The sequence below is a fragment of the Gandjariella thermophila genome, assembly GCF_005405885.1.
GTDB lineage: Bacteria > Actinomycetota > Actinomycetes > Mycobacteriales > Pseudonocardiaceae > Gandjariella > Gandjariella thermophila.
The window spans coordinates 1-1,546 of sequence record NZ_BJFL01000108.1 but is presented as its reverse complement, the minus strand read 5'-3'; the positions used below and the strand labels follow the sequence as shown (position 1 = coordinate 1,546).

Below are 1,546 nucleotides of genomic sequence, written 5' to 3'. Positions count from 1 at the left end.
TTCTTCGACCTCGCCGACGCGATCATCACAGTCCGTAGCCTCATCCGACGGGCCTGGACCACTCACCGCTGGGACACAAGACCCGCTCGACGCCCGTAACACTCACCAATCTGCGCGGCCTCTTGGAGGCTTCGGCGGTCAACCATTGGCAGGCGGACGCCGAGTCGACTCCCGGCCATGCCGGGCCGCCGGCGTGGACTCCCGTGGTCACGAACGACGCGATCAGCGCACCGGACGTGCCCACGCTGATTGGGCCTGGCGAATCCTGGATGCCGGCCGTGCTCCAGCGGTAATGGCCCAGTGGTGATCGGGACAAGCTCCACACGCTCAGCCGCGCCTTCGACTCCGCGAAACAGTCGCTGGAGGAGATGGCCACCGACCTGCACAACCACCTCAAGACGCTGGCTGCCAACAACTCTTCCGAAGACTTGGACGCGCTGGAGGAGTTCTGGACCAGGGTCGGCGGGACAGCCGATTCGGCAATCCTCTCCGCTCTCCCACGAACTCTCGACATCATCAGCAGGGCGCTCGCCGACTACAGCGACAAGATCCAGCAGACACACGACCGGATGATCGACGCGATCAAGGATGTCGCCTTGGAGGTGCTCGGCGCGGCCGCACTGGTCACTATTGGGGAACTGCTCACCGGCGGATTGGTCACACTGTTCACCGGTGCCGGAGGTGAACTCGTCGCCAGCCGTGCCACCGCCCGCATCGCAGCAATCGCCAGTGAGTTACTTACGGCCCTCGGCGGCTCCATCGCCATCGCCAGCGTCGCCGAAGCCGCCGCCGGCCTCACCATGGCCATCAGCAGCACCCCCGATCCCAACGTCGAAGCCACCGAAGCCACCCGAGTAGGAAATCAAGTCGGTGGCGATCTCAGCGCGGAAAAACTGGTTGACGAAAGGCTCGGCAACCTGGACGAGGACACCCGAGCGACGATTAAAGAGACGATTGGTCGGGCCGAAGGAGGCAACGTAAGGTTTCCGGGCCGAGAGGGTATCGAGTTTCAGAACTCGGACGGTAAACTGCCTCTGAGGGAGTCCGACTACTACCATGAGTGGACGGTCGCAAAGAATGGTCAAAAAAGAGGCGTTCGCAGGATTATTGAGCGTTATTCAGGCCGGCTTGATCACCTCAAAGTAGGGCAACGACCCCGATCAGGTAAGATCGTTTTCCTACCACAGAACACGACTTACAGGCGGGGCCGTTGCGTTACCAGTCTACTACAGGACTTGCTGCCGACCAGATCGAGGAGCTTGTTGCTCGCATTTGGCAGATCGCCTCCTGCAATAAAAAGCAAGTCTGGCCTCCAGTGGTGGGACTATACCGCGCTGTCGTACTCACCTTGGTATACGTCCGGCAGAATCTGAACCAGGCGGCTGTGGGCGACCTGTTCGGAGTCAGCCAGTCGACCGTATCGAGAGTTTATCGATCCATACTTCCGCTGATCGGGCAGGCGTTGTGCCTGCACGTTCCGAACCTCGAAGAGGCGATCCGCGGCCGACTCGTCCTGGTCGACGGAACCGATGTGCCCACCGGCAAC

The 1,546-nt window shown here is 61.4% G+C and carries 2 protein-coding genes and 1 pseudogene; all 3 read left to right on the top strand.

All coding sequences use genetic code 11. The annotated features are described in order from the left end of the window. Window positions 1–99: pseudogene (locus tag FFT21_RS28445) on the top strand (IS5/IS1182 family transposase); the annotation flags it as partial. 269 nt (window positions 100–368) lie between these two features. Beyond that, window positions 369–1,373, top strand: coding sequence for a ribonuclease domain-containing protein (locus tag FFT21_RS30200; protein WP_137816977.1), 1,005 nt, complete (start codon window positions 369–371; stop codon window positions 1,371–1,373). Next, window positions 1,316–1,546 (top strand): helix-turn-helix domain-containing protein (locus FFT21_RS28435; RefSeq protein ID WP_307722912.1); only part of this gene is annotated, 231 nt, incomplete at its 3' end. The genes FFT21_RS30200 and FFT21_RS28435, both read left to right, overlap by 58 nt.